Genomic DNA, 24,941 nt, shown 5'->3' with positions numbered 1-24,941 from the left:
ACCTATAAATTTTTCAGACGGCATTTATACTTCTTCAGGCCGTCTGAAAACTGAATAACGTTGTTTCTATAAACCATCAGGCGCGTTGTCCAAGTGCCTCAAATGAAAGAAAGGCTTCCATGGCTAAGCAAAAACTCCCCATCTCCGGCTACGATTACGTTATGCCCAAACCAGATGCAGAAACCATCCGCAAGTCCATTGTTTACAAGTTGATTTTCATCTTGGGCGTCGATCCTAAAGAAGCAACTTCACACCAATGGCTCAACGCCGCCATGTTGGCCGCACGCGACCTGATTGCCGAGGATTTCCTCAAAACACGCCGCGCCCACATCGACAACAGCAAACGCATGGTTTATTACCTGTCTATGGAATTCCTGCTCGGCCGTGCGTTTGTCAACGCGTTGATTAACGAAGGCGTTTATGCCGAGTTTGAAGAAGCCTTCAAACAACTGGGCAAAGAATTTGCCGATGTCTGCGAACAAGAAGAAGATCCGGGTTTGGGTAACGGCGGTTTGGGCCGTCTGGCCGCCTGCTTCCTCGACTCTTTGGCAACCCTGCGCATTCCTGCCATGGGCTACGGTATCCGTTACCAATACGGTATGTTCAAACAAGAAATCGTGGACGGCCAACAAGTTGAAAAACCCGATTTGTGGCTCGACCAAGATTTGGCATGGCAGTTTGCCCGTCCGAACAAACAATATTCCGTCCGTTTCGGCGGCCAAGTATTGAACTTGGGTAACAAAAAAGAATGGCAGCCGAGCGAAGAAATCTCCGCTTGGGCATACGATGAAATTATTCCGGGCTATGGCGGCGAATGTGCCAACCCATTGCGCTTGTGGACTGCGCACGCAGGCAACCTGTTCGACCTTGCCGACTTCAACCGAGGCGACTATGCCTCTGCCGTTCGCGCACAAAACAGCGACGAAAACATCTCGCGCGTCCTCTATCCGAACGACTCTACCGATTCCGGCCGCGAATTGCGCCTGAAGCAAGAATACTTCTTGGTTTCCGCTTCCGTTCAAGATATTGTTGCACGCCACAAATGCCGTTTCCCAAGCATCCGCACGCTGGCGGACGAAGTCGCCATCCACTTGAACGACACCCATCCGGTACTCGCCATTCCAGAATTGATGCGTATCCTGATTGACGAAGAAGGCATCGAATGGACTGAAGCATGGAATATGTGCTGTAAGATTTTCTCTTACACCAACCACACATTGATGAGCGAAGCCTTGGAAACCTGGCAGGTTGACCTGATGGGCCGTCTGCTGCCGCGCCATTTGGACATCATCTTTGAAATCAACGCCTACTTCCTCAATGCCTTACGCGCCATCGGCAACTTCGACGACGACTTTGTCCGCCGCGTATCCATCATTGACGAAACCCACGGCCGTCGCGTCCGCATGGCATGGCTTGCCGTGATCGGTTCGCACAAAGTCAACGGCGTGGCTAAAATCCACTCCGATTTGATGACCACATCCATCTTCGCTGACTTTGCCAAAGTATTCCCGGAACGCTTTACCAACGTAACCAACGGCGTAACCCCGCGCCGCTGGATCAACATCGCCAACCCAGGCCTGACCAAATTCTTGGACAAACATCTGGGCAACGAAGACTGGCGCCTGCATTTGGACAACCTGACCAAGCTCAACGACAAAGTGGACGATGCCTCCGTACAGGCAGAGTTCGGCGCAGTGAAAAAAGCCGCCAAAGAGCGCCTTGCCAAATACATCGAAACCGAGCTGGGCATCAAGGTCAATACCGATGCACTTTTCGACATCCAAATCAAACGTATCCACGAGTACAAACGTCAAGCGTTGAACGTGATGCACATCGTCGACCGCTACAACAAAATCCTGGAAAACCCGGATTTCGATTGGCAGCCGCGCGTGTTCATCTTTGCCGGTAAAGCCGCTTCCGCCTATTACATGGCGAAGAAAATCATCCGACTGATTAACGACGTTGCCAAAGTCATCAACAACGACACCCGTATCCGCGACCTGATTAAAGTTGTGTTCATCCCGAACTACAGCGTCAGCCTCGCCCAAATCATCATCCCGGCCGCCGATTTGCACGAACAAATCTCACTGGCGGGTACGGAAGCATCCGGCACCAGTAACATGAAATTTGCCCTCAACGGCGCGCTCTGCATGGGTACGCTGGACGGCGCGAACGTCGAAATTTTGGAAAAAGTCGGCGCGGACAACTGCTTTATCTTCGGTAACACCGTCGAGCAAGTCGAAGAACTCCGCCGTAACGGTTACGACCCGTTAAGCTATATCGAACGAGACAGCGACCTGCGCCGCGTCGTCAACCAAATCAGCCAAGGCACTTTCTCTTCGGAAGAGCCAAACCGCTACAACGACGTGTTGCAACCATACGGCGATTTCTATCAACTGATGGCCGATTTCCGCAGCTATATCGACACGCAATACAAAGCGGACGAACACTACCGCAACGTATCCGCATGGCGCAAATCAGCCTTGATCAACATCGCCAACATGGGCTTCTTCTCATCCGACCGCTCCATCGCCGACTACTGCCGCGATATTTGGTACATCAAACCATTGAGCGAAAAAGAACTGCCCGGCAAAAATTAAGCGTTGAGCAGATAGCGAAAGCCGATACATCGGAAAGGTGTATCGGCTTTTTTTATATTCGCTGTTTTGAATTGGATAACAAACTTAAAAGGCCGTCTGAAAGCTTTCAGACGGCCTTATATATTGCGCCCTATCACAGGGGCATTTTTAACATAAAAAAGCCCCTTTAACAAAGGGGCTTTTTTATGTGCATCGTCTTCTACACAGTCAACCTAGAACCTCCAACATTCCCAAAATCTTTTATTGTGCGCATCTTCAAAGATGATGAAGACCGCACACAATGTCTTAAAACCATCAATTTCCCTATTTCTTCTCCAGATCACCTTTTTCATGCACAAAACGCCGCTAACGAATATGGTCGTTTATATGTAAGTGGAATCATGAATAAGGAGCATCTCCAATGAAAAAGGAACTGAATACAAAAGCGCGTATAGCCGCCTTTGGCGGTGGCAGCGTAAGCGACACGCCAAAGGCGGATTCACGCGCGCCCATGGCGCCCCCCTCATCTAACAGGGGGGGTACAGAATCAGAAGACGCCGGAGCATTCCAAGAATCCTTTGAATGTTACGAAACCTACATCTTGGACGGCAAAGGCAATCTGTTAGGTGTTCCGCTCCGTCGCGGTGTATCCGATTCCGCCTTTATCGACCAAATCAGCTTTTCATTTCATGAAAAAACCTTTTTCGACAAATACGGCGTCCGTGTAAGTCTGTTGGAAGATGAAGATTTCATCCGTGCCGCATCCATGCTTTCTGAAGAAGTTTTCGGTTTCGGCATCTACAAAGAATCCAAAGGCTCGGGCGGTCGTTTTTATGAGCGTTGCTGGTTGATGGGTTCAGAAGACGCCCTGTACGGTCGCGTCCATTTTGGCGGCCAACAAAATACCATTCTTTTCGAACTGACCGGCACAGGTTGCGGCGTCGCAAAAGAAGGCTGGGAATCCCGACTTTTCGCATTTCTGACTAACGCAATACGCCCAAAAATTACCCGCGTTGACGTAGCCAAAGACTTTTTCAACGGCGAATACAGCCCGAACCAAGCCCGTGAAGACCGCAATAAAGGTCTGTTTACCTGCCATCATGTCAAACCCAAAGGCGAATGTTTGGGATCTGACTGGGAAGAAGACGATGAATCCAAAATGACAAAAGGCAAGACTTACGGTATCGGCTCACGTGAATCGTCCAAATACGTCCGCGTCTATGAAAAAGGCAAGCAGTTGGGCGATAAAACAAGTACATGGACGCGCTTTGAAATTGAATTCAAAGCAAAAGACATCGTTATCCCTTTCGAAGTTTTACAGAATCCGGGCGAATATTTCGGCGGCGCATATCCGATTTGCGAACGCTTCGCTCAAAAGGCAACGCGCATACATGCGGTTAAAGAAGACAAAGTCATTTCAGCTGACCGTTATCTTGAATGGGTTAAGAAACAGTTTGGACGTGCGGCCAACGGTCTGAAATTCATCTTTCCCGAATTGGACAAAGCCAAACTGTTTGAACTGATTGAGCCGAATCATCACAAGTTGCCCAAGTCTTTAGCTCCCGAAGCATATGACTGCGCGTTTTTGAAAGCACAAGCCATTCATAATCAGCCAGCATTCAAACCGTATAAAGACCCTTACGACATGTACGAATATTACGTAAGTTTGGAAAAGCAGCTTGAACAGCAAAAACAAGTCAATGATGAAGAAAGCTATAACAACTTCATTTACGAAAATTTTGCAAGATTACCGATTTCATGGGCTTAAATCGTCTGCCCGCAAAGACGTATCACAAAAGGAAATTAAAAATGAACATCCAACTTCAAGGCCACATCGTCGGCGTTAAAAAATTCAACGGACAAATCGAAGGCAAGAACTTCGACTATTGCCGCCTGATTGTCGCCACACCCTTAGACAGCTCTCAAGGCAACGCACTGGGCAGCTCTACCACTGAATACGATTTTGGCGGCTCTGCCAACTTCGAGCAGTTCAGAAACGCCCAATTTCCGATCGAAGCAAACCTCAACGTAGAAATCGTCACTACGGGCAAGACTCAAAAACTGAAAGTAATCGGTTTCCAACCCGTTAAGAAAGGCTGATTGAATGCAGAAAGTCTATGTTGTCCAGTCCGTATCAACAGGGGACTTTCTGTATCTCTCCCCTGAAACGGGCGATATCGGACATACCAAATTAATAACCAATGCTGATTATTTCTACGACTTCGAAGAAGCGATTAACGCAGGCTTGGAAGAAATCGGCAACCAATACGAATTTGTCGTATTCGGATTTTTGAAAGACTGATTTTCAGCGTTCGGCGGTCGCTGGAAAAAACATCATCATTTCCGCCAAACACTTTTAAAAGGAAAAACATTATGAAAATTATGAATGCCTGCCGTAAATACGGCGCAAAACTGGCCGTTGTTGCCGCTGCTCCCCTGGCTTTGGCTACACAAGCCTATGCCGCTCTTGATGAAGGTGCAAAATCATCCATTGAAGCCGCAAAAACTGACGGCCTTGAAGCAGGATGGCTGGTAGTCGGCGTATTTGCCGCTTTGTTCGTAATTGCCATTGTCAAACGCTTGTTGCGCTAATAGGTAATTAAGATGTACTACCAAGTCGGGAATAAATGTCTTGAGCAAAGCCAAGCTGAAAACGTCTATTTCAGCTTGGTAGTACCTCAAATAACCCAAGACGGAAAAATCATCAAACCTGAGTACAACGGCACATTATGGAAACTCAACGGACAGACGATTAAAGCCGATTTGCCCAAATGCGATCCAAGTGAAAATCTGAAAAGCGGTTTGGATACAGGATGGCTCTTGTTCGGCGTAATGGCAGCGGTGTATTTCGTATCCGTCCTAAAAAGGGTCTTGAGATGATGGATTACTACTTTTACTTGGGGCTTGTAGTACCTGTTTTGATAGGGGCGATTTTATTCAAGGATTGATACCCTATTCGGGTAATGGCAAAATCTAACTTTCAGCAACCATTACGAAAGTTAGGATTATGTTAGAAAAGAATGAAAAGGATTTTTTCTATATAACTGAATTTGAATTAGATGAATTATCTAAATTCTATTTAGAAAAACCTTTATCTTTTGTATTTTATTCATATTTAGAAGAAACTGGATATTTGAAAAAATTCTCTTTAGATAAATGTCAGAATTTTTTCAATAGAATAAATTTCAATAAGGCATGTTTTGAAGTTTTATTTAAAGATAATTCAGTTTTCACTATTGGAAATGGTGAAATAAATGTTACGGGTTTTGACAATAATTTTTCTATTAGGTTTGAGCTTTGAATCTTTTGCTGGTGATTTGCAAGTTAGAAACGGTAAATTAGCCTATCCTTTGACTGAAAAATTTAATGAAAATGGTTTCAGACCTTGGAAAATTATTGGTGGTGGAATTGATCAAGAGTATCAGTCTAGATTCGACAAATCACTTCATGTCCGTGAAGCCTCCACCGGTCTCCGCTCTGCCTCAACTGTCCCCGTAACGTTAGAAGCCAGAGTATCCCGCAAAGCCGTCCTTTCGGGCGCATTTCAACTGGTAAAAAGAGGCGCGGCATTAGGAACACGTTTAAGTGGTTGGGGTACGGCTGCCTATTTTGCCTACGAAGCATATCAGGCCGTTAATCCGTCTCTTGAATCTGCTGGATATGAATACAATGATGTAAGCAACGAGTATTTAAAAGTTTATAAAGATGCTTTATGTACGACTGATAAAGATTCCTGTGTAGGCGTTGATACATCTGTTATGCGTGCATTAAGTAAAGGCGGCATTAGTGAAAAACAAGCTCAACAATTATTAGTAATGCAAGTTGAATCAGAATTTAAAAAGTATTTTGATAATGTCATAAAACCTAATGAACCAGATATTTATTTTAAAAATTGTTTTTGGCTCGATGGCGTAGCTTGTGAAACCAGTAAACCATCTAGGTATGGTTATTATTTTCAAAATAGAGCTTTAACAAAAATTTTAGAAGAGGATGAATTTTTAAATATTGCCACTTCTATTATTGACGGAAATCCAACACCCTTTGTAGAAGGTGCGGGCAAACCTGAATATAAAGAAAAAATTAAAGTACCTGCCGGTACAGTTGTAACCATTGGCCCTGTTACCCCCGAAAACGGCAAACCGGTTCAAATTACTATTACATTCGGCCAAGATTCAAACGGCAATACAACGGCAGAAGTCGCAACTACTCAACGTCCTGATTTAACACCGGGCGGATCTGAAGCACCAAATACAAAGCCTGATCCAGATCCTGCGCCTAATCCTGATGGAAAGCCCGATAAAAAACCTGATGATAATCCTGATTCAGATGATAAGCCTGATAAACGTCCGGATGATAAACCTGATCCAGATGATGATCCATCTGATAAAGATAAAAGAAAAGAAAATAAAAAAAATGACAAGAAAGAAGAATCAAAAGGCTTACTTTGTGATTTTTTTCCAGACATTTTAGCTTGTGACAAAATGGGTAAACCTGAAGAAGGTATGTTTGATGCCATTAACATTCCTCAAGTAACCGATGAAAGCACATGGAACAGTGACAATTTCTTGCCGCCAAATGGCGTTTGTCCTCAGCCAAAAAGTTTCAACATTTGGGGAAAGCCGGTACAAATCAGCTATGAACCGCTCTGCGTTTTCATGGAAAAAGTCCGTTTTGCAGTTCTGCTCGGATTCATCATCATGTCCGCGTTTATTGTTTTCGGGTCTTTAAGGAAATAAGAGGTACTTATGCCATTACTTGCAGGTCTTATACCTTTATTGGCAATTTTGCTCAAAATGCTAATTGTCAGAATAATTATTGCTACTGGCATGACGTTTGTAACATATGCAGGCTATATTATTGCGCTAAATAAATTTAAAGATTACACCCTAAATGCAATCAATTCCATGCCGTCTGATATTCTTAATTTACTTTTAATCGGTGGTTTTGGCCAAGGTCTTGGTTATTTATTCGGCGCATTCAGCTTTTATATTGGAATGAATACATTAAATAAATTAACTTTTATTATGCCAAGGTAGCTTTATGATTTATTTGTTTACAGGGAATATGGGTACTGGCAAAACATCACGCGTAGTATCCATGATTCTGAACAACGAAGACGGCTTATTTAAAATGAAGCTTGAAGACGGTACGGAAGTAGATCGTCCGCTTTATTTCTGCCATATTGACGGTTTGGATAAACGAAAATTTAACGCGCATGAACTTACTGAAGAAGAAATCATGTCTGCACCGTTGCGAGATATTATTCCGCAAGGCGCCGTCTTGATTGTTGATGAAGCACACTATACCTATCCTGTACGCGCTGCTGGTCGCCCTGTTCCGCCTTATATTCAAGAATTAACCGAACTTCGCCATTACGGCCATACGGTTATTTTAATGACCCAACACCCTAGTCAGCTTGACGTATTTGTCCGTAATCTTGTGTCAAAACATACGCACCTTGAGCGTAAAGCAGTAGGTATGAAGCAGTATTCTTGGTACAAATGCGTTACCAGCCTCGATAATCCCGCCGGTGTCAGCGGTGTTGAATCAGCTAGTTGGAAACCGCCTAAAGATGCTTTCAAATATTACAAATCATCCAGCCAGCATCAGAAGTTTAAAAAGCAAATTCCGCTTGCTGTTTGGGCTTTAGTAGCTATTTTGGGTTTTATGGCTTGGAAAGGCTATAACGTTTATCAAATCTATCAGCAAGGCACTGGCCAACAAGAACAGGTCGAACCACAGGAAGCAGCCGCCAGTCAGTCGCAAATGGAATTACCAAAGGAAACCGAGCCAACGGCCAAAATTGATAATAGTCTAAACCCGACAGACTTTATTCCAAAGTTGGCCGAAAAACCAGAATCCAAACCGCTTTATGACAATGTACGCCAAGTCAAAACATTTGAGTATATTGCCGGTTGCGTCGAAGGTGGTAATAGTGGCTGTACTTGTTACAGTGACCAAGGTACACCGCTGAAAGAAATCACAAAAACAATGTGCAAAGACTACGTGCGTAACGGTTTGCCATTTAACCCTTACAAAGATAAAACCCAAACTACCCAGGCAACACAGCCCCAAAACCAAGCTAAATCCAATGACAATAGTCAAGTTTTAGCACTTGGCGGAAAATCTCCGCAAAATCTCATGTATGACGGCTATGTAGAGGCAGGAGAACAATTCCAGCAACGTGGAGGGACTGTCGGATCTAATTAATCAAGCTGCTTTTTACTGTGTTGATGTAGCCCTAAAGGCGGAATCAATATGGTAAAAAGTAGCACGGGGTGCGGGAACTCCCGCTATTGTCCGCATTTTCTCTATAAGCTAAAACCTGTAAACCGTTTGATTTAGACGGCTTACAGGTTTTTGTTTAGCGCAAAACAAAGCCTGGGCGGTTTAGGCAGTAAAACGGCCAAAGCAAAAAGCTGCACAAAAGAAATGCCGAATCGCCCATTTATCCTAAAGATTGAATACCATCATAGCCGTGCAAACAGGCTGAATCATAAGGAAAATGCAATGAATGTAATAGGATTCGATATTTCCAAAGACACCATAGACGTAACTTTGCTTAGAAACAGCGGCCAAGTAGACTATATTAAAATAGCCAATGCCTGCGAAGGTTTCGAAAAACTAAATGACTGGATACGATCCAAACGTATCCGCAAAATCAGTATCAGCATGGAAGCAACCGGCATTTATTACGAAGAAGCTGCTGACTATTTCAGTGCAATTTATCAAGTCTTCGTTATAAATCCTCTGAAAATTAAAGAATACTCAAAAAGCCAGTTCAGCCATACAAAAACCGACAAAGCCGATTCAAGGCTGATAGCAGAATACACAAAACGCCATTTAGACAAACTTACGCCGTTCAAGCCGTCTGAAAACCCAACTCTGTATAAACTGATAAGCCTGCTCCAGCAACTCAAACAACAGCAAAACGAAAGTCAAAACAGACTGCACGCCGCAAAAGATACTTTTATTCGTGCCACACACGAAGCAATCATATTGCTCTTGGCCAAACAGATAGACCAAACGGCCAAGCGAATAGACCTCATGATTCAGCAACAAGATAGCCTGAATACGCATTACAAAAATCTGCAAACAATTCCCGGTATAGGCAAAGATACCGCTGCAATCCTGCTCAATCATCTCACAGACAAACAATTTAAGACGGCCAACAAATTCGTATCATTCGCCGGATTAAGTCCGCGCATTGAACAATCAGGAACCAGCGTAAATAAAAAAGGCAGATTAAGCCGCTACGGTCACCGCCGGCTTAAACGCGCCTTGTTTATGCCCGCGCTTGTCGCCTATCGAATTAAAGCCTTTCCTAAGTTAGTTCAAAACTTATCTAAAAAGCCTAAAATGATCGTAATTGTTGCTTTGATGCGCAAACTCGCCAAAATCGCCTACTACATCCATAAAACACAAAAGCCGTTCGAAAAAATGCGCTATCAAATAGCTTAACAAAAACAAACAAAAAAACGGCTGCCGTAAAAGCAGCCGTGACTTGTTGCATTCGATGGAAAAGCAATAACTAAATATTAAGTAAAAACAATTAAATATAAAATAAATCGAAATTCATATTTGACAATGCTATATACCATCTTTTGTTTCATTTGTTTTGAAAATCAATCAAGCAAGATTATTTTTCAGCTTCTTCAAAGCCGACGACTTCGAGGCCGAAGCCGGTGAGGCCGGTGAAGGATGACGGCTGGCCGAGGACGCGCAGTTTTTTGACGTTGAGGCCGGCGAGGATTTGTGCGCCTATGCCGTAGCTTTTGCTGTCCCATTTGTAGGCTTGGTTGGCGCCTTTGGGCAGGGTGCGGTCGAGCAGGGTGGCGCCGTCTTCGGTGCGGTGCAGGAGGATGACGACGCCGCTTTCGGCTTGTTGGATGCGCTCAAGGGCTTTGGGCAGTGACCATGAGTGGCGCGGGTTGGTTTGGATGAAGTCCATGACGCTGAAGGGTTCGTGGACGCGGACGAGGGTTTCTTCTTCGGCGGAAGGTGTGCCTTTGACAAGGGCGAGGTGGGTTTCGCCGGAGAGTTTGTCGACGTAAACGTGTTGTTGGAACTCGCCCCATGGGGTTTGTACGGGCGCGTTGCCCATGTCTTCAAGCAGGCTTTCGGTACGGCTGCGGTATTCGATGAGGTCGGCAATGGTGCCGATTTTGAGGTTGTGTTCTTCGGCGAACTTCATCAGTTCGGGCATACGCGCCATGGTGCCGTCGTCGTTGATGATTTCGCAGATGACGGCGGCGGGAATCAGGCCGTTCATTTGTGCCAGATCGACACCGGCTTCGGTGTGTCCGGCGCGGACGAGTACGCCGCCTTTTTGGGCGCGCAGTGGGAAGATGTGGCCGGGTTGGACGATGTCTTCGGGTTTGGCGGATGGGGAAACGGCGGTTTGAATGGTCAGGGCGCGGTCGGCGGCGGAAATGCCGGTGGTGATGCCGTGGGCGGCTTCGATGGAGACGGTGAAGTTGGTGCCGTATTGTGCGCCGTTTTTCTGGGTCATCATGGGCAGGCCGAGTTTTTCGACCATTTCGCCGTCCATCGGCAGGCAGACCAGGCCGCGTGCGTTTTTGATCATGAAGTTGATGGCTTCGGGGGTAACGAATTGGGCGGCCATCAGCAAGTCGCCTTCGTTTTCGCGGTCTTCGGCATCGGTGATGATGACCATTTTGCCGGCTTTGATGTCTGCTAGGATTTCGGGGATGGTGGAGATGTGGGACATGGTATTTCTTTCTTGGCTGATGGTGGGGGCGTGGCGGTCTTGATGGTCTTGATCCAGCCACATGTCGGGCATATTGGCTGCCTGCTCGATTTTTCGGGCTTTTTTCTCACCGAAAGATTTGTTTTTCAGCAGGGCGGACAGCTCGCCTTGGTTGATGGCGATGGCTTGGGCAAACTTGGTTTGCTGGCCGTTGTGGTGTTGTGTTATCCATTGCCGCAGGTTGTGGCGGCGCAGGTCGGTGGTATTCATAATGGGATGAAGTTGAATTGTGTGTAATGGATTGTAGTCTTGTCTTTACCAAAAGGCAAACTTTGTTTGTGGGGATTTTTTTATTACTTTTTGGTAATGAAATTTATTGTTTCAGACGGCCTGAATATGGCTTGAAATTGATGGTTTTGGGAGAATATGGGGAATGTTTTGATGATTATTTTAATGGGGGATGTTTGAAATGAAAATGTTTGGGCGCGGATTGGCCGTGCTGGTGTTGTGTGCGTTGACGGCTGTGGGCGGCTGGTTTTATGCCCTGCATGGTCAGAACGAAGAACATCAGGTTTTGTCCCGCGAAGGGGTTTTGATGCAGATTAAGCAGATGAACCGCTTGGAAAGTACGGCGTTTTATATCGATACGATTATCCGTACGGAGAAAAAAGGGGATTGGCGCAGGCTGTGGCAGGATTCTCAAAGCGGTATTTTTATTGTGCGCGGCAAGGTGTTGGCCGGTTTGGATTTGGACAAATTAGGCGCGGACAATGTCAATATTGTAGACGACAAGGTCTTAATCAGCTTGCCGGCGGTGGAAATTTTGAGCGTGGATTTGGAAAATATCGAAGTGTACGATATTCAGACCGGCTCGTTTAATTTGCTGCCTATGGATAAGTCAGTATTTAAGACGGTGCAGGAGGAGGCGAGACGGCAGGTGTTGCAAAGCGCGTGTAAGGCTGAGATTTTGGAACATGCCAACCGTCAGGCGCAAATGCAATTGGAAAACCTGTTTGCATTGACGCAGACGAAGGTATCCGTCTATCCGGCTGCGGTAGGGAAGTGCGGTTAAATAGATTGCTTGAAAAGATAAGGCCGTCTGAAAATTTTTCAGACGGCCTTTGTTTCATCAAGCCATTATCCGCGTCGTAAAACGGCGGTATTGATGTATTTTTGAATGCCTGATGCAATGGCTTGGGCGCATTGTTGGCGGAATGATTCGCTGCCGAGCAGCCGCTCTTCGGTAGGGTTGGAGAGGAAGGCGGTTTCCACCAAAATGGACGGAACATCCGGCGCGCGGAGGACGGCGAAGTTGGCTTCGTCAACGCGACCTTTGTGCAGTTGGTTGAGCTTACCCAATTCGGTCAGCACCAAATGTCCGAGTTTGCGGCTGTCGCGCAGGGTTGCGGTTTGGGTCATGTCTAAAATCGTGTTGTCAACGTTGCGGTTGCCGCTGGTCTGAATACCGCCGATGGCGTCGGCGTTGTTTTGAGTTTGGGCCAGGAATTTCGCCGCCGAGCTGGTCGCGCCTTTGGTATTGAGCATATACACGCCGGTACCGCGTGCGGACGGGCTGGTAAAGGCATCGGCGTGAATGGAAACAAATACGTCGGCATTGCGCGCGCGGCCTTTGGCGACGCGGATGCCCAAGGGAATGAAGATGTCTTCGTTGCGCGTCATGAATACGTTGTAACCCAAGGCTTCGAGGCGTTTTTTGGTTTCGCGTGCGATGGAGAGTACGACGTTTTTTTCTTTGAGGCCGCTCGGTCCGATGGCCCCGGGGTCTTCGCCGCCGTGGCCGGGGTCGAGCATGATCACGGGGCGGCGGTTGCCGCTGCCGCGGTTGCTTTTAGGGGCTGGGGTGTCGTATGCGGTGTTGGTATTGGGACGTTGTTTAGGGACGCTGCCGTTGAGCAAGGCCATCATCGGGTCGTTGGCATCTGCGCCGTGCGGATAAAGGTCGATAACCAGGCGGTTTCTGAAGTTGCCGACGGGGGCGAGCGCAAAGACTTGCGGATGGGTGCTTTGTTTGAGGTCGATGACGATACGCACGGTATTGGGCGTATTTTGACCGGCGCGGATGCTGCGGATGAAAGGGTCGTCAGACAGCACTTTGCTGGAAATGCCTTGCAGGACACTGTTGATTTCCGCACCTTGAATATCCACGACCAACCGTCTGGGGTTGTCCAACATAAAATGTTGGTATTTCATCGGGTGGTTGCTCTCAAGGGTAACGCGTGTGTAGGCGTTCGCCGGCCAAATGCGGACGGCAAGGAATTGCGCAGGAGAGGCCGGTTTGGCCAATGCAGCCCCCACGGGCGTGAGGGTGAGAAATAGTCCTGTGCCTTGACGGAGAATGTGTCTTCTAGTTAATTTGACCATGATTCTAAACTTTTTCGGCCTTGGTTTGTGTGGGCGGAAAAGGTGCAGGTTCTGCCCTTATCGGTGTACGTCAATGTAATGGTAATGTCTGCCGGAGGCGTGAATTCCCCACCTTGCTGCGGCCATTCGATGAGGCAGATGCTGTCGGGCGCAAACAATTCGTCCAAACCGGCATCTTCCCATTCCTCGGGCATGGTAAAGCGGTAGAGGTCGAAATGGTGGAGGGTGAATGTATCCAGCGGATAAGATTCGACAATGGTGTAAGTCGGGCTTTTGACTGCGCCCGTATGCCCCAGTCCGCGCAAAATCCCGCGTGTCAGCGTGGTTTTGCCTGCACCCAGCCCGCCTTCAAGGTAGATAGTCAGCGGAGCGGAAAGCTGCTTGCTCCATTCTTCACCCAGTTTCAGGGTTGCTTCTTCATCGGGCAGAAAACGGGTGTACAGTCCGTCTGAGTGCATGGAATAGGCCTTGTCGTTTAAAAGGCTTAATTATGATGGAATTGGAGGCGTTTGCAAACCTGATAGACGATAAAGTTAGATAAAGATAGTGTTGAGGCCGTCTGAAAACGGAATTCAGACGGCCTTTAATGTTAAAATCAAAATATCCCCCACAAAATTGCGAGACAGCTTATGCTTTCATCCATAGACGAACAATTATTGCCGCACCGCAATGCCATCGACAGCATTGATGCGGAAATCCTCCGTTTGCTCAACGAGCGCGCCGGTCATGCGCATGCTATCGGCGAATTGAAAGGGACAGGCGCGGTGTACCGTCCTGAACGGGAAGTAGCCGTTTTGCGCCGGATTCAGGATTTGAACCGCGGCCCCTTGCCGGATGAATCGGTCACCCGGCTGTTTCGCGAGATTATGAGCGAATGTTTGGCGGTAGAGCGTCCGCTGACGATTGCCTATTTGGGCCCGAAGGGGACATTTACCCAGCAAGCCGCCATCAAACATTTCGGCCACGCCGCACACACCATGGCGTGTACCACCATCGACAACTGCTTCAAACAAGTCGAAACGCGCCAAGCCGATTATTTGGTGGCACCGGTGGAAAACTCGACCGAAGGCTCGGTGGGCCGTACTTTGGACTTGCTGGCCGTAACCGCGTTGAAAGCCTGCGGCGAAGTGGTTGTCCGCATTCATCACAACCTGCTGCGTAAAGATAACCACGAAATCAGCGGCATTACCAAAGTTTTCGCCCATGCCCAAGCCTTGGCGCAATGCAACGACTGGCTCGGCCGCAATCTGCCCAATGCCGAGCGTATCGCCGTGGCCAGCAATGCCGAAGCGGCGCGTTTGGTTGCCGAATCTGACAGCCCGAATGTGGCCGCCATTGCCGGACGTATCGCGGCGGAAATTTATCAGTTGAGCTTTGCCGCCGAGTGTATCGAAGACGAGCCGAACAACACCACGCGCTTCTTGGTGATGGGCCATCAAGACACAGGCCGCAGCGGCAACGACAAAACCTCTTTGGTCGTATCCGCGCCGAACCGTGCCGGTGCCGTTACTGCTTTGCTGCAACCTTTCACCGAGTTAGGCATTTCCATGACCAAATTTGAAAGCCGCCCAAGCAAATCGGTTTTGTGGGAATACCTGTTCTTCATCGACATCGAAGGCCACCAAAGCGATGAAAATGTCCAAAAAGCCTTGCAGCTTTTGGGCGAACGCGCTTCCTTCGTGAAAGTTGTCGGCTCTTATCCGACCGTTGTTTTGTAAGGATTATTGGGTATCAAAGGCCGTCTGAAAATTTTTCAGACGGCCTAAATTATGTTCTCAATAGTTGCCATTTATGCAACATTATTGGCAGATTAATGTCAGTAAGTTTGCATGATTGGAAATGAACCCTCTATAATCCGAACGTTTTTAATATTTTCATGCAAAGAAAGGAGCAAGCCATGACACGCAATACTTCAATCCGCTCAATCACATTCTTTGCAGCCCAAGCGTCGGTCTGATTTTCGGATAACGCTTTTCGCATTCCATGTCGCCCGCTTCGGGCTGCTTTCCCTACGATTATCGGCTAGAAACCAGGCCGTCTGAACATTTCGCAGACGGTGGATATTTATTGTCATCTGCTGACGGTTTCTATCCGTTTTAAAGAAAGCATAAACACATGGGCAATTATCCCCATCATATTCAAATTATTGCCGATTCAAATACATGGATTGAAGGCAACGCTGTCGCACAGCTTGAAACCACCGCCCGATTACCGCATATGCTGCGCGTTGCCGGAATGCCGGATTTACACGCAGGGCGTGGTTATCCGGTTGGCGCGGCATTTTTCAGCAACCGTCATTTTTATCCTGCCCTGATTGGGAACGACATCGGTTGCGGCATGGCATTTTGGCAGACCGATTTACGCGCGGCCAAACTCAAACCGGCCAAACTCGCCAAACAGCTCGGCAACATCGATACGCCGCTAGACAAAGACGAACAGATCGATTTATTAGGCGATGCTGTCGATATGCGCCAATTTTCAGACGGCCTTGCCGTCGGTACGATTGGCGGCGGCAACCATTTTGCCGAGTTGCAAACTGTTGATACTGTTTATCGTGCCGATCTGCTTCCGCCCGATTTTGATGAAAACCATCTGCAACTGTTGGTACATAGCGGTTCGCGCGGATTGGGCCAGCAGATTTTGCAACGCCATATTGCTGCCTTTGGGCATGAAGGTTTGGCGGAAGAGGGCGAAGCGGCGGTAGCTTATCTAGCCGAACACCAAGCAGCCCCGGAATTTGCCAGCCTTAACCGCCGTTTGATTGCGGCCAGAATGCTCGACCGTTGGCGCGCAGAAGGAACATGCCTGCTCGATGTCCACCATAATTTTTTGGAACAAACCGAGATTGACGGCACAATCGGTTGGCTGCACCGAAAAGGCGCAACGCCCACCGATAAAGGTTTGGTCATGATACCCGGCTCGCGTGGCGATTACAGCTATCTGGTCCGACCTGCCGAAGATTGCCAAATTTCGTTGAATACCTTGGCTCACGGCGCAGGTCGGAAGTGGCAGCGCGGCGAATGCAAAGGCAGGCTGTCGCACAAATACACTGCCGACAGCCTGCGCCAGACCGAATTCGGCAGCGTAGTCGTTTGTCAGGATAAGGCCTTGATTTTTGAAGAAGCGCCGCAGGCTTATAAAAGCATCGACAGCGTTATTGCTGCTATGAAAAATGCAGGTTTGATTGAATTGGTCGCACGGTTTAAGCCTGTTTTGACTTATAAAACCGGCGGCGAGTGTGGAGCGTAAAGATGAAACAGAATACACCATTGATTTATCTGCAAATTTCCACCGCGCAAGGGCCGGCAGAGTGCCGTATATTTGCCCGTTTCATCTTGGGCAAGCTGCTTGCCGAAGCCCAAGCAAAAGGCATTGACATCGAACTTGTTACCGAAACCGCCGATAAGCACGGCATTTTGTCGGCGACGCTCAAATTGGCAGGGCAGAAAGCCGAAAGTTTGGCGCAAACTTGGCAGGGGACGCTCCAATGGGTATGCCCCAGCCCCGTCCGCCCGAAACATCCGCGCAAAAATTGGTATATAGGCGTTTTCCGCTTGCCCGATATACCGCAGATGTATGAAATGCCGTCTGAAAACGGAATCGAGTTTCAAACCTGCCGTTCGGGCGGTAAAGGCGGGCAACACGTCAATAAAACCGAGAGTGCCGTCCGCGCTACCCATAAAGAAAGCGGCATTTCCGTGCGGGTCGAGAGCGAACGCAGCCAGCATGCCAATAAAAAATTGGCAGTAATGTTATTGGCGCAAAAGCTGGCGGAACATCATGCCGGACAGGCTGGAAATTTTGCGCAGGAGCAGCATGCGCAACTCTATCAAGTTGAGCGCGGCAATCCGAAAAGAATGTTTGTCGGTACTGCTTTTAAGGAGAAGTAATTTGCCTGCCGGATAAGGAGGTATTTAAAACATAAATAAAAGGCCGTCTGAAAATTTTCAGACGGCCTTTTATTGGTTTATCGATTAGCGTTCGCTTAACGCTTGTTTCATGCGCGTAATCGGCTTGATCAGGTATTGGAAGATGGTTTTCTCGCCGGTTTTGATGTCCACCGTTGCGACCATGCCCGGAATAATCGGCATAGGTTTGCCGTTTTTGTCTTTCAGGGAGTTGTTTTCGGTTTGGACGAGAACGCGGTAATAGACTTGGTTCGGGTCGAGTTTCAGGTCATTGGCACGGTTTTGCATGGAATTGCTGACGGTATCGGCGCCAACGAGGGTAACTTTGCCTTCCAAGCCGCCGTAGATGGAGTAGTCGTATGCGCTGACTTTAACCAATGCAGGTTGGCCTGTGCGGATAAAGGCGATGTCTTGCGGGCGGATATAGGCTTCGACCAGCAGTTTGTCGTCAACCGGGACGATTTGCATAATGTCTTCGCCTGCGTTCACAACGCCGCCGATGGTGGTGACTTTTATGCCTTTGACGATGCCGCGCATAGGTGCGCGGATTTGCGAGCGTTCAACCGGGTCGGCGCGCATGGCAACGTTTTCTTTGGATTGCGCCAGCTCGGATTCGGCTTGCAAAAGTTCGTTGTTGGCATCGGCTTTGTAGCGGTTGCGGCGCTCGGAAATTTGGGTGGCCAAGTCGGCAGACTCACGGCGCATTCTTAAGAGTTCGACTTCGGAAACCACACCTTCGGCAACCATGGGGGCGGTAATAGCGATTTCGCGGTCAAGCGCAGCCTTGCTTTGGGAAAGGCCGCTGACGGCATCGGTCATGGCTTGACGGCGTGCTTTGTAGGCGGCGATTTCGCGACGGCGAAGCTCGGGACCCACGCTGTCAGGGAAGGAGAGCTTGGTGCCGTAGGCCTCGGCTTTCAGGCGGGCAACGGTGGCTTCGAGGTTTTCGACTTTGGCTTCGCTTTCACGCAAAACGGCGGAGCTGCGCGTGTCGTCGAGTTTCATCAGAATCTGATCTTTCTCGACCATATCGCCTTCTTTAACCATGATTTCGGTTACGATGCCGGGGTCAAGGCTTTGAATCACTTGCTCACGGCTGCTGGGAATGATATTGCCGTTGCCGCGGGTCACTTCTTCGACCGGGCTGTTGTAAGCCCAAATAACGAAGACAACCAGGAAAATGAAGAAAAGGATGATGACCCAAAATTGACCGCTGTGTTTTTCTTTTTGAAGGGCGGCGTTGAGGTCGTTGATGAGGTGTAGGTCTTTGGATTTGACGTTGTTTTCGCGGCTCATAATCGTGTGTCTTTATTGTGTTTGGTGGATTTTAACCATTAGGGCAGGCCGTCTGAAAGGGTAAGCAGGTTTCAGACGGCCTTTTGCTTTATTGTGCTGCCGATTGAGGGGGGGCGGCTTGTTGTTGCTGTTTGGCGTTGACAGCTTGTTGCTGTTGTTGTTTGACGTTGGCTGCTTTGGCCTGTTCGTTTTGCATGAGTTTTTGCAATACCAGGTCACGCGGGCCGTCCATCACGACTTTACCATTGTCCATGACAATGATGCGGTTGACGATTTGCAGCACTTGCGGACGGTGGGTTACCAAAAGCATGGTGCGGTTGCGACCCCATTGGGCGATGGCATTGAGCGCCATGCGTTCGGTAGCCTGGTCCAGGCTGGTGGTCGGCTCGTCCAGCAGGACGACTTTCGGATTGCGCAAGGTCATGCGTGCCAGGGCGATGATTTGTTTTTGACCGCCGGACAAGCCCAAGCCGTCTTCACCTAAAGGCATATCCAAACCGCGCGGATGGTTGCGGATGATTTTGTCAAGGCCGAAGCGGTTGAGCGCAATCAGCAGGTCTTGGTCGGTAGAGTAGCTGCCGGTACGCGCCAAATCCATGTTTTCACGCAATGTGCCGAGGAACAGGCGTGGCGATTGGCTCAACAGTAGGACTTGATCGCGCAGGAAGTTGGGGTCAAGTTGGCGCATATCGACGCCGTCAAGGGTAACGTTGCCTTTTTCAGTGTCGTACAGACCGCTGGCCAGTTTGAGCATGGTGCTTTTACCGCTGCCGATACGGCCCAAAATACCGACTTTTTCACCCGGTTTGATGGTCAGGCGCAAATCTTCGACGGCGCTGTTGTTGTCGGCTTGATATTTGAACGATACGTTTTCAAAGGTAATATTGCCTTGAACGTTGTCCAAAGTAATGTATTTGCGTTCCGGATTGCGCTCGATAGGGCGGGTAACGATGTCGTTTACGCCTTTGAGGGCAAGTTTGGCTTGTTGGAAGCGGGTGGCCAAACCGGCGATTTGTGCCAATGGCGCCAAAGCGCGGCCGGACAGAATCACGGAGGCAATCAATGCACCCATGGTGATGCGTTCTGCATGATTGTCGGCATGAATCAGATAGGTGCCGACGACGACCAAAAAGACGGTATTGAGCTGCTGCATGGCGACGGCGAAGTTGACCATGAAGTTGCTGGTGTCTTTGACTTTGATGGAGGAAGCGGAAGTTTTGGCAGTGTATTCGTCCCAACGTTGTTGCGCCCAAGATGTGGCGTTGTTGGTTTTCAGGGTTTCGATGCCTTCGATGGCTTCAACGGCAAGGCCGGAGCGTTGCGAACCTTCTTTCATCGATTCGTTGATGTGGCGCGAGAGCGGGCGTTGTACGACAAAACCGACAATCACGACAATCGGAATGATGGTCAGGGGAACAAGTGCCAGTTTGCCGCCAACCATGGAAATCACGAAGATAAACAGCAACAGGAAAGGCAAATCGACGATGGTCAACAAGCTGGCACTAGTCATGAATTCGCGCACGGCTTCAAATTCGCGCAGGTTGCTGGCGTATGAACCGGAAGAAGCGGGACGGTCTGCCAGACGCAATGCCATCACGCGGCGAAATAGGGCGGAGCTGATGATCAGGTCGGCTTTTTTACCGGCAATATCGGTTAAGTGGCCGCGAATCATCTTGGCGGCAAACTCAAACAAAATCGCCAATACCACGCCGATACTCAATACCCATAAGGTTTCATAGGCTTGGTTGGGAATCACGCGGTCGTACACGTTCATCACATACAGGGAGCTGACGAGCGCAAGGAAGTTAATGATGATGGTGGCCAAGATGACCTGGTAGTAGTAGCTGCGGAAGCGCCAAATGACTTTCCAAAACCATGCTTTGGGCAAATGGTATTCAGGCAGCTCCGAGCGCATATCGGTAGCCATTTTGGGTTTGATAAACCAGCAGTAGCCCAAATACAGACCGGAGAGCTGCTCGTGGCTGAGTTCCTGTTCCAAACCGTCAACCTGGCGGATATGGTATTTGCGCTCTTGTCCTGAGCCTTCGATTTTGGTGATGACCGCGGCCTCTTCGTTGTGCAGGATAATCATGACCGGCACGGCGAGCGAGGGGATGTCTTCCAGATTGCGTTTGGACAAGGTGTTTTCAAAGCCGTGGCTGCGCAGGACTTCGACCAGCGAGTGATAGTTGACCTTGAGCTTTTTGTCGCGCACGACTTCGGCGGACAAAGCGGCTTCGGATACGGGCGCACCCAAAAGGCGGGTCACTAAAACGATGTGTTCAATGATGGCTTTCATATTTTTTCGCGTAATGTTTTTGGTTTAACCGGCGGATATGGCTTTATTTTTGCGCCAAACCGACCCAAGCGGAGATTTTGGCCTGGGTATTTAAATAGTCGAGCGCCGCATCGCGGAAATCGTTGCGTGCGGCAACGTAATCCTGTTCGATGGAGGATAACTCGCTGTATGCGCTCAAAACGTCGGTCAGCGTGCGTCGGGCAATTTTAAACTGCAATTCGTACACTTTGATGACTTCTTTTTGGGCGGCGATGTGTTGCGCCGTCAGTGCGGCACGCTGCTCGCTTTCCTGCATATCGATGGCCGACGTTTGGATACGTTCGTTCATATCGCGCAGGATTTGTTCGGATTTGGCTTCTGCGGCAATCAATGATTTGGCATTACGCTCTACATTGTGTCGGGCGGCAATATCCAGCACATTCCATGCAACATTTAAATAAAGCTGTTTGGTGTTGCGCGTTGCACTGCCTTCCAAATTGAGGGCAGGCAGCCGTTCGGCTTTGGAGGCGTCCAAGTCGGCACGGACGCTGTCGCGCTCGGCCAACTGCGCCTGATAGGACGGATTATTGTTGCGATTGGGGCTGCTGAAGCGTTCGCTGATGGATTTTGCCGTGTCGTTTTTAAACGGATCTTCCAAATCGTTAGCAGTCAGTTGGCGCGAGGTGTAGCGGGACAGACGGCTCAGAGCCAAATCCATGGTGCGGCGTTGTTGGGCAATGATGTTGGCCACTTGTAGTTGGCGCGCGCGCGCTTCAATCAACTCGGAACGGCGGCCGGCATCATATTTGACGATGGTATTTAAGTCTTTTAAGAGGTTGTTGTGGCGCGCCAAAGTCTGCTCGTTAAGAATCAGGGTTTCTTTTGCACGCAATGCGCTCAGATAGAGGCGGCCGATATCGCTTCCCAGCTGCTCTTGGCTTTCGGTGTATTTGTGTTGATAGTATTCTTCGCGGCTGCGGTCGCGGCGGACGGCGGCTTCAATCGCGCCCCATGAATAGATGTTCAGGCTGCCGCGTACGCCGACGCCGTCTTCCATATCGTTGCTGGTGTATTTATTGTGTTGTGCCAGTACTTTGGTACCGGTCAGGGTAACAACGGGGTAATGGCGCGCACGCGTGGCTTTGGTTGTGCTTTGCGCTGCTTCTTGGGTAGCCTTGGCTTCTCGCACAATCGGGTCGCTGATTAAAGCATCCCTGAGGATGTCTTGCAGGCTGTATGCAGAGGCCGTCTGAAACGGCAGCAGACAGCAGGCGACGGCAACAGCCGATGACAATAAACGGGGCTTTGTGGGGGAAGAATAAATATGCGACATGATTTTTAACCAAATGATTTATATATTATCGTTGTCCGTATCGGGTATCGCTTGAGGCATGGCCGGGCGAATTTTGAACGAGAACACATACATTTACAAAGCATAAAGCATTTTTTCCAGCTTTTCACAATATTCTGATAAAAGGTCGAGATACAGGCCTCAAAGTATATTATTGCAAAGCGCGACTATCGTAATTTATGGTTTTAATGTAAGAAAGCTATCGATAAGGCCGTCTGAAAGGAATTCAGACGGCCTTTTTCAACCTTAATCCTTACGTTGCAATACGGCGGCGAAGAAGCCGTCGGTTTGGTGTTCTCCGGAGTTGAGGCGCAGGTATTTGCCGGTATCCAAATCGACCTTCAGGCTTTGCAGCAGCTCGGCGCAATTGACGAGTTCAAACTCGGGATGTTCGGACAGGAAACGTTCGACCTGTTGCTCGTTTTCTTCCGGCAATACGCTGCAGGTGGCGTACACCAAGCGGCCTTGTGGTTTCACCAGTTTGGAGGCGGCATCGAGGATGCTGTGTTGCTGTTCCAAAAGGTTGGCTACGGTCTCGGCGGATTGGCGGTATTTGAGGTCGGGATTGCGGCGTAAAGTACCCAAACCGGAGCAGGGCGCGTCCACCAACACGCGGTCGGCTTTGCCTGCCAGTCGGGCGATACGGGTATCGTGTTCGCTGCTGATGCGTTCGGGGTGGATGTTGGTCAGTCCGGCACGGGTCATGCGCGGTTTGAGGTTGGCAAGGCGTTTTTCGGCGATGTCGAAGGCGTAGATTCTCCCTTTGTTGGCCATTTGCGCGCCGACAGCCAAGGTTTTACCGCCGGCGCCGGCACAGAAATCGACAATGATTTCGCCGCGTTTTGCACCCACCAATAAGGCAAGCAGCTGGCTGCCTTCGTCTTGGACTTCCAGCGTGCCGTCCAAAAAAAGTTCGTGTTTGTTAAGCGCGATTTTGTTTTTTAGGCGGATGCCCCAAGGCGAATAAGGCGTTGCCTCTGCATCGGCACTTTCAGCCTGCAACAATGGTAATATTTTATCTCGTTTGCCTTTCAAGGTATTGACGCGGATGTCGAGCGGGGCAGGTTGGTTGATGCTGCGGCCGAAGGCGAGAATTTCTTCTTTGCTCCAATGCTGTTGTAGTTGTTCCACCAGCCATTGCGGCAATTCTGCGGCGGTATTCAGGCCGTCTGAAAACTCGGTTTTACGGGCTTTCAAATTGCCGAGGAACGCTGTTTCTTCTTCATCAAGCAGGTCTTTGATTTGGCTGATGTTGGTGCTTCTGCCGAGAACCAGTGCGGCGAGTGCGGCTTTGCGCGGCTGCGCGTGCGGACGGCGCAGGGCGGTGCTGATTTTTTGATAGTGGCGCAGCGCGGCGAAGGCAGTTTCGGCGATTTCGTGGCGGTCTTGGCGGCCGAGTTTTTTGTGTTCGCGGAAGTAGGCGGAGAGGACGGCATCGGAAGGCTGTTTGAAAGTCAGCATTTCAGCCAAAACTTTGGCGGTATGGTCGAGTTGTGCGGCGTTCATGATGTAATGGGTTTCTCTTAAAGTTAGTAAAGGGTTTCAGACGGCCTTCATGATGCGTTCGATTTCGTGCCAAAAGCCGTCCGGCCGTAATTCCAAAACGGCAATCAAGCCTTGGTCGATACGGCGGATTTCGGTTTCGTTCAATGTTTCGGTTTCGGCAACACGCGCAGGTGCAAGATAGGCCATGCGGTTGAGCAGGTGGTAGCGCGCTTCTTGGCGTTCAAACCCGTATTCCGCCCAGTCTTGAATATAGACGCCGCGCCAGCCGTATGGATTAAGCGGCGGCTCAAAAGCATGGAAACCTTGTGGAAAAAATCCGATGCCGCGCACAATGGAAGCAGGGAGCGGATTTCCCGGCAGGTCTTGTGCAGTTAAGGTCGCTTTGCCTTGCGGCGTATGCAGCAGCTGGGATTGTTGCACCAATTTGGCGGCTTTGTCCGTCAGCGTGTCTTTAGGATTGAGGCCGCGCAGGTTTTGCACTTGGTCTCCGCCGTAGTATTTACACGCCAGCTCGATATGGTAGGGCTGTTGGTTGAGGGAAACGACAAAATCCGCGGCGCCTAAAGTTTGGCCGTCTGAAAAAACGGGCAGATTGTATGCGTGCAGTTTGGCGTGCAGCGCGTTGGCAAACCAAAATGCCAGCAACTCTTCGGCATAAATGCCGAGACGGTGGCCGAACGGGGCGCGTTGGTCAAGATAATCCGTCAACGGCGCGGGATCGGCGTCCAATGCTAAAAGGTAACGGAAACCGTGTTCCCCCAATAGTTCGCGCACGCTCAATTCGCAACCGCTTTGCCACAAAGGCGGCGCAGTCAGCAGCGAGGCTAGGTCGCGGACGGGTTGGCTGGTGAGTTTCCACCATAATGCGTCTAGGGCGTAATTCATGCTTATCCGAATATCAGTCATGCCGTCTGAAAAGCTGTAAATGTTT

23 protein-coding genes are annotated in these 24,941 nt (G+C 49.2%); 15 read left to right on the top strand and 8 right to left on the bottom strand.

The annotated features are described in order from the left end of the window. Window positions 1–119 precede the first annotated feature (119 nt). The 11 genes from BBP27_RS05385 (at window position 120) to BBP27_RS05335 (ending at window position 10,040) form a co-directional block, all read left to right on the top strand. The gene (locus BBP27_RS05385) at window positions 120–2,600 is read left to right on the top strand and encodes a glycogen/starch/alpha-glucan phosphorylase (RefSeq protein ID WP_188212382.1); all 2,481 of its coding nucleotides are present in this window, start codon (window positions 120–122) and stop codon (window positions 2,598–2,600) included. Between the two features lie 400 nt (window positions 2,601–3,000). Then, the gene (locus BBP27_RS05380) at window positions 3,001–4,347 is read left to right on the top strand and encodes a replication initiation factor domain-containing protein (protein WP_188212383.1); all 1,347 of its coding nucleotides are present in this window, start codon (window positions 3,001–3,003) and stop codon (window positions 4,345–4,347) included. Window positions 4,348–4,388: 41 nt separating this feature from the next. Next, the gene (locus BBP27_RS05375; protein ID WP_016686631.1) at window positions 4,389–4,679 is read left to right on the top strand and encodes a hypothetical protein; all 291 of its coding nucleotides are present in this window, start codon (window positions 4,389–4,391) and stop codon (window positions 4,677–4,679) included. Window positions 4,680–4,683: 4 nt separating this feature from the next. Next, complete coding sequence (locus tag BBP27_RS05370) at window positions 4,684–4,881, top strand: hypothetical protein (protein WP_002215770.1); 198 nt, start codon at window positions 4,684–4,686, stop codon at window positions 4,879–4,881. 71 nt (window positions 4,882–4,952) lie between these two features. Beyond that, window positions 4,953–5,171, top strand: a complete 219-nt coding sequence (locus tag BBP27_RS05365; RefSeq protein WP_070764920.1) for a major capsid protein — start codon at window positions 4,953–4,955, stop codon at window positions 5,169–5,171. 12 nt (window positions 5,172–5,183) lie between these two features. Then, the gene (locus BBP27_RS05360) at window positions 5,184–5,459 is read left to right on the top strand and encodes a hypothetical protein (protein WP_188212384.1); all 276 of its coding nucleotides are present in this window, start codon (window positions 5,184–5,186) and stop codon (window positions 5,457–5,459) included. 127 nt (window positions 5,460–5,586) lie between these two features. Continuing rightward, entirely contained in the window at window positions 5,587–5,880 is a 294-nt protein-coding gene (locus BBP27_RS05355) for a hypothetical protein (RefSeq protein ID WP_063068744.1), read from the top strand. Further along, window positions 5,834–7,315: an IgG-binding virulence factor TspB family protein gene (locus BBP27_RS05350; RefSeq protein WP_188211269.1), complete on the top strand. Its 1,482-nt coding sequence runs from the start codon at window positions 5,834–5,836 to the stop codon at window positions 7,313–7,315. Before BBP27_RS05355 ends, BBP27_RS05350 begins: the two co-directional genes overlap by 47 nt. 9 nt (window positions 7,316–7,324) lie before the next feature. Further along, the gene (locus BBP27_RS05345; protein ID WP_063068743.1) at window positions 7,325–7,615 is read left to right on the top strand and encodes a DUF2523 domain-containing protein; all 291 of its coding nucleotides are present in this window, start codon (window positions 7,325–7,327) and stop codon (window positions 7,613–7,615) included. Window positions 7,616–7,619: 4 nt separating this feature from the next. Further along, window positions 7,620–8,789: a zonular occludens toxin domain-containing protein gene (locus tag BBP27_RS05340; protein WP_188211270.1), complete on the top strand. Its 1,170-nt coding sequence runs from the start codon at window positions 7,620–7,622 to the stop codon at window positions 8,787–8,789. Between the two features lie 300 nt (window positions 8,790–9,089). Next, window positions 9,090–10,040, top strand: a complete 951-nt coding sequence (locus BBP27_RS05335; RefSeq protein ID WP_188211317.1) for an IS110 family RNA-guided transposase — start codon at window positions 9,090–9,092, stop codon at window positions 10,038–10,040. A gap of 178 nt (window positions 10,041–10,218) precedes the next feature. On the opposite strand, the gene ribBA is transcribed toward BBP27_RS05335, so the two are convergent. Continuing rightward, window positions 10,219–11,559 (bottom strand): bifunctional 3,4-dihydroxy-2-butanone-4-phosphate synthase/GTP cyclohydrolase II, encoded by a 1,341-nt coding sequence (gene ribBA, locus BBP27_RS05330; protein ID WP_003746015.1) that lies wholly within the window; start codon window positions 11,557–11,559, stop codon window positions 10,219–10,221. A gap of 190 nt (window positions 11,560–11,749) precedes the next feature. On the opposite strand from ribBA, the gene BBP27_RS05325 reads away from it, so the two are divergent. Beyond that, window positions 11,750–12,361 (top strand): DUF4230 domain-containing protein, encoded by a 612-nt coding sequence (locus BBP27_RS05325; protein ID WP_188211271.1) that lies wholly within the window; start codon window positions 11,750–11,752, stop codon window positions 12,359–12,361. 65 nt (window positions 12,362–12,426) lie between these two features. On the opposite strand, the gene BBP27_RS05320 is transcribed toward BBP27_RS05325, so the two are convergent. Both BBP27_RS05320 and tsaE read right to left on the bottom strand, forming a co-directional pair. Continuing rightward, window positions 12,427–13,671 (bottom strand): N-acetylmuramoyl-L-alanine amidase, encoded by a 1,245-nt coding sequence (locus BBP27_RS05320; RefSeq protein WP_188211272.1) that lies wholly within the window; start codon window positions 13,669–13,671, stop codon window positions 12,427–12,429. Then, on the bottom strand, window positions 13,659–14,129 hold the full coding sequence (gene tsaE, locus BBP27_RS05315) for a tRNA (adenosine(37)-N6)-threonylcarbamoyltransferase complex ATPase subunit type 1 TsaE (RefSeq protein ID WP_070823504.1): 471 nt from the start codon (window positions 14,127–14,129) through the stop codon (window positions 13,659–13,661). Before tsaE ends, BBP27_RS05320 begins: the two co-directional genes overlap by 13 nt. Before the next feature lie 171 nt (window positions 14,130–14,300). Here tsaE and pheA point away from each other — a divergent pair, with 171 nt between their 5' ends. The 3 genes from pheA (at window position 14,301) to prfH (ending at window position 17,561) form a co-directional block, all read left to right on the top strand. Beyond that, complete coding sequence (pheA, locus tag BBP27_RS05310) at window positions 14,301–15,389, top strand: prephenate dehydratase (protein ID WP_188211273.1); 1,089 nt, start codon at window positions 14,301–14,303, stop codon at window positions 15,387–15,389. Window positions 15,390–15,786: 397 nt separating this feature from the next. Further along, window positions 15,787–16,920: an RNA ligase RtcB family protein gene (locus tag BBP27_RS05305; protein ID WP_188211274.1), complete on the top strand. Its 1,134-nt coding sequence runs from the start codon at window positions 15,787–15,789 to the stop codon at window positions 16,918–16,920. Window positions 16,921–16,922: 2 nt separating this feature from the next. Then, window positions 16,923–17,561, top strand: coding sequence for a peptide chain release factor H (gene prfH, locus BBP27_RS05300; protein WP_188211275.1), 639 nt, complete (start codon window positions 16,923–16,925; stop codon window positions 17,559–17,561). 84 nt (window positions 17,562–17,645) lie between these two features. On the opposite strand, the gene BBP27_RS05295 is transcribed toward prfH, so the two are convergent. The 5 genes from BBP27_RS05295 to BBP27_RS05275 all read right to left on the bottom strand — a co-directional run bounded on the left by BBP27_RS05295 (window position 17,646) and on the right by BBP27_RS05275 (window position 24,916). Beyond that, on the bottom strand, window positions 17,646–18,875 hold the full coding sequence (locus BBP27_RS05295) for an HlyD family type I secretion periplasmic adaptor subunit (RefSeq protein WP_036490248.1): 1,230 nt from the start codon (window positions 18,873–18,875) through the stop codon (window positions 17,646–17,648). 88 nt (window positions 18,876–18,963) lie between these two features. Further along, window positions 18,964–21,174, bottom strand: coding sequence for a type I secretion system permease/ATPase (locus tag BBP27_RS05290; RefSeq protein ID WP_188211276.1), 2,211 nt, complete (start codon window positions 21,172–21,174; stop codon window positions 18,964–18,966). 43 nt (window positions 21,175–21,217) lie between these two features. After that, window positions 21,218–22,486, bottom strand: coding sequence for a TolC family protein (locus BBP27_RS05285; protein ID WP_419150070.1), 1,269 nt, complete (start codon window positions 22,484–22,486; stop codon window positions 21,218–21,220). Between the two features lie 264 nt (window positions 22,487–22,750). Next, window positions 22,751–24,010 (bottom strand): RsmB/NOP family class I SAM-dependent RNA methyltransferase, encoded by a 1,260-nt coding sequence (locus tag BBP27_RS05280; protein WP_188211277.1) that lies wholly within the window; start codon window positions 24,008–24,010, stop codon window positions 22,751–22,753. 36 nt (window positions 24,011–24,046) lie between these two features. After that, window positions 24,047–24,916 carry a DUF1853 family protein gene (locus tag BBP27_RS05275; protein ID WP_188211278.1) on the bottom strand — a complete coding sequence of 290 codons (870 nt, stop codon included), beginning with the start codon at window positions 24,914–24,916 and terminating at the stop codon, window positions 24,047–24,049. Window positions 24,917–24,941 lie beyond the last annotated feature (25 nt).

Origin of the sequence: Neisseria sp. RH3002v2g (assembly GCF_014596425.2) — a bacterium.
In the GTDB taxonomy this organism is placed as follows: Bacteria; Pseudomonadota; Gammaproteobacteria; order Burkholderiales; family Neisseriaceae; genus Neisseria.
Note: the sequence above shows the minus strand (reverse complement) of the source record. Positions and strands in the feature narration are given on the sequence as shown.

Excerpts from the sequence above, each read along its gene's own strand:
- BBP27_RS05385 (WP_188212382.1), top strand. The coding sequence starts at position 120 with ATGGCTAAGCAAAAACTCCCCATCTCCGGCTACGATTACGTTATGCCC.
- BBP27_RS05380 (WP_188212383.1), top strand. The coding sequence starts at position 3,001 with ATGAAAAAGGAACTGAATACAAAAGCGCGTATAGCCGCCTTTGGCGGT.
- BBP27_RS05375 (WP_016686631.1), top strand. The coding sequence starts at position 4,389 with ATGAACATCCAACTTCAAGGCCACATCGTCGGCGTTAAAAAATTCAAC.
- BBP27_RS05370 (WP_002215770.1), top strand. The coding sequence starts at position 4,684 with ATGCAGAAAGTCTATGTTGTCCAGTCCGTATCAACAGGGGACTTTCTG.
- BBP27_RS05365 (WP_070764920.1), top strand. The coding sequence starts at position 4,953 with ATGAAAATTATGAATGCCTGCCGTAAATACGGCGCAAAACTGGCCGTT.
- BBP27_RS05360 (WP_188212384.1), top strand. The coding sequence starts at position 5,184 with ATGTACTACCAAGTCGGGAATAAATGTCTTGAGCAAAGCCAAGCTGAA.
- BBP27_RS05355 (WP_063068744.1), top strand. The coding sequence starts at position 5,587 with ATGTTAGAAAAGAATGAAAAGGATTTTTTCTATATAACTGAATTTGAA.
- BBP27_RS05350 (WP_188211269.1), top strand. The coding sequence starts at position 5,834 with ATGTTACGGGTTTTGACAATAATTTTTCTATTAGGTTTGAGCTTTGAA.
- BBP27_RS05345 (WP_063068743.1), top strand. The coding sequence starts at position 7,325 with ATGCCATTACTTGCAGGTCTTATACCTTTATTGGCAATTTTGCTCAAA.
- BBP27_RS05340 (WP_188211270.1), top strand. The coding sequence starts at position 7,620 with ATGATTTATTTGTTTACAGGGAATATGGGTACTGGCAAAACATCACGC.
- BBP27_RS05335 (WP_188211317.1), top strand. The coding sequence starts at position 9,090 with ATGAATGTAATAGGATTCGATATTTCCAAAGACACCATAGACGTAACT.
- ribBA (WP_003746015.1), bottom strand. The coding sequence starts at position 11,559 with ATGAATACCACCGACCTGCGCCGCCACAACCTGCGGCAATGGATAACA.
- BBP27_RS05325 (WP_188211271.1), top strand. The coding sequence starts at position 11,750 with ATGTTTGAAATGAAAATGTTTGGGCGCGGATTGGCCGTGCTGGTGTTG.
- BBP27_RS05320 (WP_188211272.1), bottom strand. The coding sequence starts at position 13,671 with ATGGTCAAATTAACTAGAAGACACATTCTCCGTCAAGGCACAGGACTA.
- tsaE (WP_070823504.1), bottom strand. The coding sequence starts at position 14,129 with ATGCACTCAGACGGACTGTACACCCGTTTTCTGCCCGATGAAGAAGCA.
- pheA (WP_188211273.1), top strand. The coding sequence starts at position 14,301 with ATGCTTTCATCCATAGACGAACAATTATTGCCGCACCGCAATGCCATC.
- BBP27_RS05305 (WP_188211274.1), top strand. The coding sequence starts at position 15,787 with ATGGGCAATTATCCCCATCATATTCAAATTATTGCCGATTCAAATACA.
- prfH (WP_188211275.1), top strand. The coding sequence starts at position 16,923 with ATGAAACAGAATACACCATTGATTTATCTGCAAATTTCCACCGCGCAA.
- BBP27_RS05295 (WP_036490248.1), bottom strand. The coding sequence starts at position 18,875 with ATGAGCCGCGAAAACAACGTCAAATCCAAAGACCTACACCTCATCAAC.
- BBP27_RS05290 (WP_188211276.1), bottom strand. The coding sequence starts at position 21,174 with ATGAAAGCCATCATTGAACACATCGTTTTAGTGACCCGCCTTTTGGGT.
- BBP27_RS05285 (WP_419150070.1), bottom strand. The coding sequence starts at position 22,486 with ATGTCGCATATTTATTCTTCCCCCACAAAGCCCCGTTTATTGTCATCG.
- BBP27_RS05280 (WP_188211277.1), bottom strand. The coding sequence starts at position 24,010 with ATGAACGCCGCACAACTCGACCATACCGCCAAAGTTTTGGCTGAAATG.
- BBP27_RS05275 (WP_188211278.1), bottom strand. The coding sequence starts at position 24,916 with ATGACTGATATTCGGATAAGCATGAATTACGCCCTAGACGCATTATGG.